The sequence below is a fragment of the Bilifractor sp. LCP19S3_H10 genome, assembly GCF_052119185.1.
Taxonomy (GTDB): domain Bacteria; phylum Bacillota; class Clostridia; order Lachnospirales; family Lachnospiraceae; genus Bilifractor.
This window is the reverse complement of record NZ_JBQKFT010000022.1, coordinates 30,532-39,022: the sequence shown is the minus strand read 5'-3', so window position 1 is coordinate 39,022 and position 8,491 is coordinate 30,532. Positions and strand designations below refer to the sequence as shown.

The 8,491-nt window shown below is 44.9% G+C and carries 11 protein-coding genes and 1 pseudogene; 5 read left to right on the top strand and 7 right to left on the bottom strand.

Going from position 1 to position 8,491, the window contains the following annotated elements:
• Nucleotides 1–160, bottom strand: a pseudogene (locus ACTQZS_RS13355) (RNA-guided endonuclease TnpB family protein); the annotation flags it as partial.
• 83 nt (nucleotides 161–243) lie between these two features.
• Between ACTQZS_RS13355 and tnpA the strand changes: the two are divergent.
• Complete coding sequence (gene tnpA / locus ACTQZS_RS13350; RefSeq protein WP_441476245.1) at nucleotides 244–648, top strand: IS200/IS605 family transposase; 405 nt, start codon at nucleotides 244–246, stop codon at nucleotides 646–648.
• A 76-nt stretch (nucleotides 649–724) separates the two neighbouring features.
• Here tnpA and ACTQZS_RS13345 read toward each other — a convergent pair whose 3' ends face one another.
• From ACTQZS_RS13345 to ACTQZS_RS13325, 5 genes are all read right to left on the bottom strand, one after another.
• Nucleotides 725–1,405: a DsbA family protein gene (locus ACTQZS_RS13345; protein WP_441476244.1), complete on the bottom strand. Its 681-nt coding sequence runs from the start codon at nucleotides 1,403–1,405 to the stop codon at nucleotides 725–727.
• Nucleotides 1,406–1,436: 31 nt separating this feature from the next.
• Nucleotides 1,437–2,315 (bottom strand): radical SAM protein, encoded by an 879-nt coding sequence (locus tag ACTQZS_RS13340; protein ID WP_441476243.1) that lies wholly within the window; start codon nucleotides 2,313–2,315, stop codon nucleotides 1,437–1,439.
• A gap of 101 nt (nucleotides 2,316–2,416) precedes the next feature.
• Nucleotides 2,417–2,731, bottom strand: a complete 315-nt coding sequence (locus tag ACTQZS_RS13335; protein WP_044919614.1) for an ArsR/SmtB family transcription factor — start codon at nucleotides 2,729–2,731, stop codon at nucleotides 2,417–2,419.
• Nucleotides 2,732–2,986: 255 nt separating this feature from the next.
• Entirely contained in the window at nucleotides 2,987–3,655 is a 669-nt protein-coding gene (locus ACTQZS_RS13330) for a B3/B4 domain-containing protein (protein ID WP_441476242.1), read from the bottom strand.
• Nucleotides 3,656–3,709: 54 nt separating this feature from the next.
• Nucleotides 3,710–3,967 carry a helix-turn-helix domain-containing protein gene (locus ACTQZS_RS13325; RefSeq protein ID WP_441476241.1) on the bottom strand — a complete coding sequence of 86 codons (258 nt, stop codon included), beginning with the start codon at nucleotides 3,965–3,967 and terminating at the stop codon, nucleotides 3,710–3,712.
• Between the two features lie 386 nt (nucleotides 3,968–4,353).
• Here ACTQZS_RS13325 and ACTQZS_RS13320 point away from each other — a divergent pair, with 386 nt between their 5' ends.
• From ACTQZS_RS13320 to ACTQZS_RS13310, 3 genes are read left to right on the top strand one after another with little or no spacing between them, the layout of a single operon-like run.
• Nucleotides 4,354–4,893, top strand: a complete 540-nt coding sequence (locus tag ACTQZS_RS13320; RefSeq protein WP_441476240.1) for a nitroreductase — start codon at nucleotides 4,354–4,356, stop codon at nucleotides 4,891–4,893.
• A gap of 59 nt (nucleotides 4,894–4,952) precedes the next feature.
• Nucleotides 4,953–6,314 carry an MATE family efflux transporter gene (locus tag ACTQZS_RS13315; RefSeq protein ID WP_441476239.1) on the top strand — a complete coding sequence of 454 codons (1,362 nt, stop codon included), beginning with the start codon at nucleotides 4,953–4,955 and terminating at the stop codon, nucleotides 6,312–6,314.
• A complete protein-coding gene (locus tag ACTQZS_RS13310) occupies nucleotides 6,314–7,645 on the top strand; it encodes an MATE family efflux transporter (protein WP_441476247.1) in 1,332 nt (443 codons plus the stop codon). The genes ACTQZS_RS13315 and ACTQZS_RS13310 overlap by 1 nt, the downstream gene beginning before the upstream one ends.
• A 200-nt stretch (nucleotides 7,646–7,845) precedes the next feature.
• Here the strand turns inward: ACTQZS_RS13310 and ACTQZS_RS13305 are convergent, their stop codons facing one another.
• Nucleotides 7,846–8,067 (bottom strand): hypothetical protein, encoded by a 222-nt coding sequence (locus tag ACTQZS_RS13305; RefSeq protein ID WP_441476238.1) that lies wholly within the window; start codon nucleotides 8,065–8,067, stop codon nucleotides 7,846–7,848.
• Nucleotides 8,068–8,089: 22 nt separating this feature from the next.
• Between ACTQZS_RS13305 and ACTQZS_RS13300 the strand changes: the two genes are divergently transcribed.
• A complete protein-coding gene (locus ACTQZS_RS13300) occupies nucleotides 8,090–8,398 on the top strand; it encodes a winged helix-turn-helix transcriptional regulator (RefSeq protein WP_441476237.1) in 309 nt (102 codons plus the stop codon).
• The last annotated feature ends 93 nt before the right edge of the window (nucleotides 8,399–8,491 follow it).

The window sequence follows — 8,491 nt, the reverse complement described above, 5'->3', positions numbered from 1 at the left end:
CCTTATTAAGTGAAAACTGCTTTAAATCATGAGTTTGGAATACATAGTCTGAAACATAATTACAGGCATCACGATAAACAGACATAGTTTCATCAAGCAAAACCTTGTCTGGATCAATGGCGACTACTTGAACTTTCGCTGTTATAGTCATCTGTTCCATAGAGGTACTCCTTTCGTCGATATTTCACTAAAAATAGTATATTGTTGTAGTTAGTGAATGCCAATAGCTATCAGAGGTAAACTATGAGAAATAGATATAATCGTCATAACAGACGAAAATACAGCCTAAAAGTACATATAGTTCTTGTAACTAAATATCGTAAGCAACTATTAAAAGGTTCTATTGCTGACGATGTTAAGCAAAAGATTTTTGATATAGCCAATACTCGGGACTACGAAATAATTACTATGGAAACAGACAAAGACCACACACATTTCTTAATAAGTTATGATACGACTGATAGGGTTTGCGACATTGTTAAGATTGTAAAGCAAGAAACAACATATTACCTATGGCAAAAGTATGGTTCGTTTCTGTCTCAACAGTATTGGAAGAAAAGGATATTTTGGTCAGACGGATACTTTGCTTGCAGTATTGGAGAAGTATCGTCAGCGACTATACAAAAGTATATTGAGAGTCAGGGTTGATGGCCAAAGATTTATAAGGCTCCTCCCACCACCTGAAGGTAGTGGGAGGAGCCTATGGTTGACGAAAGGATTTAATTTATGAACAACCTGTACCGTCGATATTACAGGCAACGGGCGTATTGTATCCATCATTGAGGATCCCGCCCTTTTCCTTAATGATATTCAGATTTTCCTCTAAATCATTGAGGGTAATCGCACTTCCTTTTAAGTCATAATACTTCCCATTTATTTCAAGCAACAGCGTCGGGAAGGATGTGACTCCTATTTTTCTTGCCTCATAAAAGTCCGGATGGTACTTGCCCTCTTCAGAAATACGGATGAACTCCTCTGCGATCTTGTCTGCAGGAAGGTCATAGGATTTGGCGATTGATCGGATCGTCTCCACGTCAGAAAGTGATTTGCCATCCAAATAGAATGCTTCATGCATCTTTGACGCAAGATTAACATGTTCTCCTTTAGGTAAGAAGCTCCTGAGAACTCCAAATCCTATTGCGGCATCATTCGAGTCAGGAACCATACTTCCCGTCTCTAACAGGTTCAGATATGGCTTGCCGAATTCCACTCCAAACATATCCGCAATTCTTTTATTCGTATCACTCATATACGGAAATGCCGAAAGCGAATGACCGTCCATAAATAATCCACCTGATAACGCCGTTACTTCCAATTCCGGATGTGCTTCAATAAACGGTTTAAGAATTGTTTCAAACCCATAGCACCATCCACAATAGCTGTCAAAAATATAATATACTTTCATCTAAATACCGCCTTTCTGTTTTTTATCCTGGTCACAGGCTTCTCATGCTGTCTCTTCGCATCCGCAATCGCTCTTCTCCCTGTTCGTCTGCACCCTCTTTGAGCATCGCCAGTATCTTCTCTTTGTCCTCCGGAAGATGTCCATATACCGGCATCATGTTGGAGACATTCGTCGCATCCAGCAGAGTGTGGATATCAAGCGTCTTCACAAAGGTATACAGTTCCTGTATCTTCTCTGTCTCTGTAGCCTCTACGAACTCACCTCTTCTTACTTCCTCCATAAGCGGTGTGTCAGGGAAGATCGAGAGCCCGGAAGCCAACACCCTGACGGGCGACAGATGATTCAACACTTCTGCCGTTTTAATGGCATGCCCCATACCATAATCATGGCCTCCCAGCCCGTATAAAAAGATGACAGAATAATGCATTCCTGCCTCATCCATCTTGGAGAGCTGTTCCACTATATCACTGGCATGATAGCCCTTGTTCATCTTATCGAGAACAGCATCATCGCCCGACTCGATTCCGAATACGATCATGTCGTATCCCATCTCTTTCAACGACTTCAGCTCACCTACAGACTTGTTCCTTACACTATCCACCCGGCCATATCCGCCGACGGAAACACCCCAGGGCAGGTATTCTTTTATCAGGTCCATGATTCTTTTAAGCCTGTCGCAGCTCAGCAGGAACGGATCTGCCCCCTGCAGAAAAATCCGCTTTACCTTCCATCCGGAATCCCGGATCTCCTGAAGATCCTCCCGTATCTCACTCTCCGGAGATACGGAAAAAGGTGCTTCCTTGTAAAAGGTGCAAAAGCGGCACTTATTATGCGAACAACCCGACGTTACTTGTAAAAAACAGGAACCAGCCTCATAAGGCGGTCTGACGATTCCACATGAAAAATGCATACGAATTCCTCCTCGTTTCTATATATCCTTATGTCTCGCTTTGTCGATATGTAATGGTTTAAATTAAACGGGATCTTCATCCCGTCTAATCTATGCACAACTTAAATTTCGTGACCGAAGTAATCTGCCAGCGCAGCGAGGGTCTCTTCATTCCGTCTGTAATATGTCCACTTTCCGTGCCTTTCGGAAAGAAGCAAGCCTGCTTTTTGCAGCATATCCAGATAATGAGATACGGTTGACTGTGATATCCCGGCTTTGTCGCGGATGCTTCCAACACACACACCGCCTTTCAGATCCACCACATCATCAAAATGTCCTCCCTGCGGCGGAAAGTTTTTCTCCGGTTCCTTCAACCACTCAATAATACTGAGCCGTGTTTCATTTGATAGTGCTTTAAAAATCTCAATCTTATCCATACGTTTATTATATCTATCTTTCGCGATATGTCAATTCTTATAAGCAAAAAAAATGGCTGATAGAGAAATATATCCTTTATACAGCTATTTCATATTTCTCTTTCAAATTATTCAACATACTGTACTTGATCATTCCCTCCAACTGCATTCTCCCGACTACTATCCCCGGAGCAATTCCCTGAGCTTTTGCAAATACCTTTTTCCATTTTGCTTATTCTTTCTTTTGTTTTTCATGTCTGATCAACAAATCCGACTTTATACAATCCAATGTTCTGCATTCTCTGCTCCGGCAAACCTTTCAAATGCATCTTCTGCATCACAGAGCAGTGTGTCGAGATCAATGTTGTTTTCAAAACAGTAGATTACAACAAGAATGTCCGTTGCAGAGTCAGTGACCATCGCCCTCGTAGAATCAGACATGGAGGACCCGAAGATTCCTTCATCATCCGCCAGCACAAGCATGTTCTCCATATCCAGAAAATCCTTGCCGATCCCTGTATAACCTTCGCCATGTTCCGCTTTGCGCAGCTTGATCGCACCATGAATCTGGCCGAGATCATATGACCCGACAGACAGGCCGCTTTTCACAGAGATCAGGTTATTCACATCGACGACAGAATTGATGTGGTACAGTTCATCCCCACGACGAACTCTGCGAATCAAAGCTTCAGATGAAACTCTATAGCGGCCCGGGTTTCTGCCAAAAGCCTTATAAGCCGAACGGCTGCCCTTTATGCCCGGAATCTCGCTCCACTCTTTTCCTTCCACGCAACTTCTCACCTGCGGCAGGACTTCCGCATTCATATAATCCCAGAAACGATCATCCGGCGCTTTCACATTTGCATGGAATCGTAAGATCCCAAGTCTGATCTCCGGATAGACGCTGAACAATTCCTTATCGATAGTCACATCATAATATTTCATACTGTCACTTCCGAAATTGAAATTATTTTAAAGTTTCGCACCTGTGTTCGCAGTTTACCCTGTATTGCCCTGCTTGTCAATATGAGAAGGCCTTTCGGCCTGTTTCAGGTCAAGCCGGAACTTAAACAGGCTTTCAATCAGCTTTGTTCTGATGTAGTCCTCCATATCAGAGTTATAATAGCCGTTCATCTTAGAGAAGTAGCGGATATATCCGGCATAGCGGTCAAGGACAGCCTGTATCGCTATTGGGTCGCCCTCTATGGCATCTGATAGAGCTTTCCTTGTATTGCTGAAGAATACACTTGGATCCATCCGGCACCGCGAGTTTATCAACGGACAGAAGATCTTTGCCACAATGTCAAGTGATGAATTCAATAAAAGTCAAAATCAAAGAGCAACATAACGTAATTCTATATTTTCTATCTTTCCTTACGCGACGATTGACTTGAGTTTCCGTAAACTGCAATAAAGAATAGATATGAAAGTTGTGTATATTCAACACAACAGATTTAGAGTTTCGTGAATAAGGCAGCGAAAACTCAAGAAGATTGACGCTTGACAGTTTCCTGAAAGTTCGCTACAATAATGAACGCAAAATTTAGTGGACTTTTCCGGATTCGATCATCTTTTTGCCACACAACTGTCTTGTGATAGTTGTGTGGCTTTTTTGTTGCCTGTATCTCGGAAGTATTAGCAGAATGGAGGACTATATCTTTATGGAAAAAAATTTTTTGTCTCTTATCAAGACGCGCCGTAGTGTACGGGCTTATAAATCGGAACCCGTCCCTTCCAAGGCTTTGGACGCTGTACTGGAAGCAGGGACTTACGCTCCTACCGGCGGAGGACATCAATCTCCAACCATCATTGCAATTACAGACCCCAAATATAGGCGGGAGATTGCAAAACTAAACGCAGAAGTGATAGGGAGCAACACAGACCCTTATTATGGCGCACCTGTCGTGATTCTGGTTTTGGCAGATGGCTCCGCAGGCACCTTTGTTGAGGACGGAAGCTGCGTCCTTGAAAATATGATGCTCGCTGCCCATGCCCTTGGCCTGGGAACCGTATGGGTACATCGGGAACGTGAGATTTTTGACAGTGAAAGCGGCAAGGCTCTTCTGCGGGAGTGGAAGCTACCGGAAACCTTGCGTGGCGTCGGGGCGATTGCATTGGGTTATCCGGCCCAGGAAGCCGGTCAGCCCGCAGCACGCAAACAAAACTATATTGTTCGGATTTAATGTTCCGCTGTCTGGCGCAATTTTTTTGCACCGGACAATTTGTGGAGAGGAGGGAAAGTATGCAGACCAATAATAAAATGGCGGTTGCTCCTGTTGGAAGGCTCATTTGGCAAATGTCGATACCGCCGCTAATCTCCATGTTCCTGCAATATTCCTATAATCTGATAGACAGTGCGTTTATAGCGCGGTTGAGTGAGAATGCACTAACGGCTGTTTCTCTGTCATTCCCAATTACAACACTGATGAATGCGTCGTCTATCTGGATCGGTGTCGGCGTGAATGTACTGATTGCAGGGTATCTTGGGGAGAAAAAGCAGGATGAGGCAAATACCACCGTCACACATGGATTGTTACTGGCCTTTGGAATTGGTGCTTTGCTCAATCTTCTGTCATTACTGATTATGAAACCCTACTTTGGGGCATTCACCAATAACGAAGAAATTTATCAGTTGAGTCTTGACTATTTGAGCGTATGTTCGTTCATGCAAATTCCAAACATGGTGCATATCGCAATCCAGAAGATGATACAGGCTACTGGGAACATGGTTGCGCCTATGTGGTTCCAGATTGCAGGAGTGGTCGTTAATTTTGTATTTGACCCACTCCTAATTTTTGGTATTGGTGTTTTTCCAGCTATGGGAATCCGTGGCGCTGCGGTGGCTACTGTTGCGGGCTATTTGTTATCCATGATTTTGGCATTTGCCTTGCTGCTGGGCAAAAAGCAGAAAGTGCAGATAAAGATCAAAGGATTTCATTTGCAAAAATGGCTGATTGGCCGTATTTTCACCCTTGGACTGCCGTCTTTTATTATGAATGCCCTTAGTTCTTTTATGGTGACTTTTGTAAACTTTTTTCTGGTCGCCTATTCCGATACGGCAATCGCTTTCTTCGGTGCATATTTTAAGGTGCAGCAGTTGATTGTCATGACGGTCAACGGGCTGATCCAGGGCTGTCTTCCTATTATGCGGTTTAACTACGGTGCGGGAAACAGAGATAGGCTGCACTCTGCTTTCCGCTACGGAACCGCTTTGGTCTCCGGTATGATGATACTGGGAACATTGACCGTCATTCTCTTTCCGGCGCAGCTTTTGGGATTATTTACGGCGTCGGAAGCCATGCGCTCCTTTGGAATATCCGCTATGCGGATAATGGCGGCAAGCTATCTGTTTTGCGGCCTTTCCACCATGATTTCCACCTATTTTCAGGCCACAGAAAAAGTAGGCTTCAGCATGACAATCCAATTATGCAGGCAGATGCTTTTCCTTGTTCCCGCCTTATGGTGTCTGGACAGATTGTTCCATCTGAACGGGATCTGGCTTGCATTTCCGGTTGCTGAAACCGCCACTTTTCTCGTTGCGCTTGTGATGATGGCATGGCATCGCCGCAAAATATCTCATAAGGTATTCCAAGGAGGAAAATGATGAATGACACTTTCATGAAAGAAAAACCGGTATTACCGCTGATTTTATCCATGACCCTGCCTATGGTTTTATCCATGCTGGTTAATTCTCTTTACAACATTATCGACAGCTTTTTCGTCGCACAAATTAGCGAGGAAGCTATGACGGCGTTATCACTGGTTTACCCGGTTCAAAATTTTATCAATGCTGTTGGAATTGGATATGGCGTTGGAATCAACGCCGTAATCGCCTTTTATTTGGGCGCTGGGGATCATGAAAAAGCGGATCAGGCCGCCACGCAGGGACTTGTGCTTGCCGTGATTCATGGCGTTGTTATGACAGTCTGCTGTATTACGATCATGCCGGTTTTCCTGCGGATGTTCACTTCATCTGAAGCGGTCATTGAACTTGGCGTCCGCTATTCTGTCGTTGCGTTCGCCTTTACACTCATTGTTACCGTCAGCATGGTGTTTGAGAAATTGTTCCAGGCAGTAGGAAACATGAAAACGACCATGATAAGCCTGATGTGCGGTTGCATCACAAACATTGTCTTAGATCCCGTTCTGATTTTTGGCTATGGCCTATTCCCGGAAATGGGAATCGAAGGCGCTGCACTGGCAACCGGCATCGGGCAGACTCTGACGCTTGCGATTTACCTTGTAGTCTATCTTGTGCGGCCAATTCGCGTGCATATTCGCAGGCAGTACATTCTGCCCAGCAAAAAGATGGTAATAAAGCTATACTCCATCGGCATTCCCGCAACCCTGAATCTTGCGCTTCCGTCTCTTTTGATTTCGGCGCTCAATGCGATTTTGGCGGCATATTCCGAAGTGTATATTCTGGTTTTAGGAATCTATTACAAATTGCAGACCTTTATCTATCTGCCAGCGAATGGCATTGTGCAGGGGATGCGCCCCCTGATTGGCTATAACTACGGCGCGGGGGAGCACAAACGGGTCAGCCAGATTTATCAGATCGTTTTGTGCATGAGTGGCATCATTATGGTGTTTGGGACAGTAATATGTCTGCTGATCCCCGGACAGTTGATGGGGCTGTTTACCCACACAAAAGCGACGATTCAGGCCGGGGAAACCGCCTTACGCATCATCGGGGCCGGGTTTATCGTCTCTGCGGTTTCTGTTACATCTTCCGGCGCATTGGAGGGACTTGGGAAAGGAACTCCCTCCTTACTGATTTCCCTTTGCCGGTATGTAGTGGTCATCATCCCGGCTGCGTTTTTACTCAGCAGGTTTTTCGGAGCGGTTGGCGTCTGGAATGCGTTTTGGATCACGGAAGCGATTACTGCGATCATTTCCCTTGTCATTTACCGCAAGGCAATCACAGGCCCGTGACGGCGGCCCGAAAGCCATGTACAACGTCCTTACTCCACCGCGACGGATAAATTCCTGATTCAAAGTATCAGGAGCTGCTGATGTTCTGAAACAAACCGATAAGTTCCTGCTGTTACGCCGTCGGCAATGCGCTTTCGCAGATCCGAACGCACGGTCGGGGAGGCGATGCCGCCGAAAAGATCGCGCTGTTTCCACCTCCCTCAATTCGCCGTTTGCTCATCCGGATACAGTTTTTTCATATAGGGATTCGCATCGATCAGTTCATCCACACGGGCTTTGCCGATGTTACGCACTCTTCCCTGTATCGTAATCATCTTTGCGTGAAAAGAGTCACCTTCCGTTTTTTCGCAAATGGAAATATAGTCGCTGCTGTTCAGCAGGTGATACAACTTTCGACCATTGTCGGAGGTCATAAAGTTCATCTGCTTATAGACTTCTCAAAAGGTGCTGACAGGGAAATGGTCTATGTACATTATGTATCTTTTAAAAGATGCGCCGGTGCGCTTTAACGAGCTTCAGCGCCGAATGCCGGAGAATATGACACATTCCACTCTATCGCGTCAGCTCAAGGCGTTGGAAAAGGACGGTTTGATCGTACGCCGGGTATATACTGAAATGCCACCTAAAGTTGAGTACGAACTGAGTGAGATTGGCCATAAATTTGAGAAGGTGCTTGCCGAACTTGAAGTGTGGGGAAATGAATATATAGATTTTATGCATCAGCGACAGTCAAATGACCCTATCGAGAAGTAAAAAATAAAGCCAAAGCGATGAAAGGCCCCAAGCAACTGATTATCAGTAGCTTGGGGCTGCATTGTTAATTGACTATGTTTCGATTTTATCAGA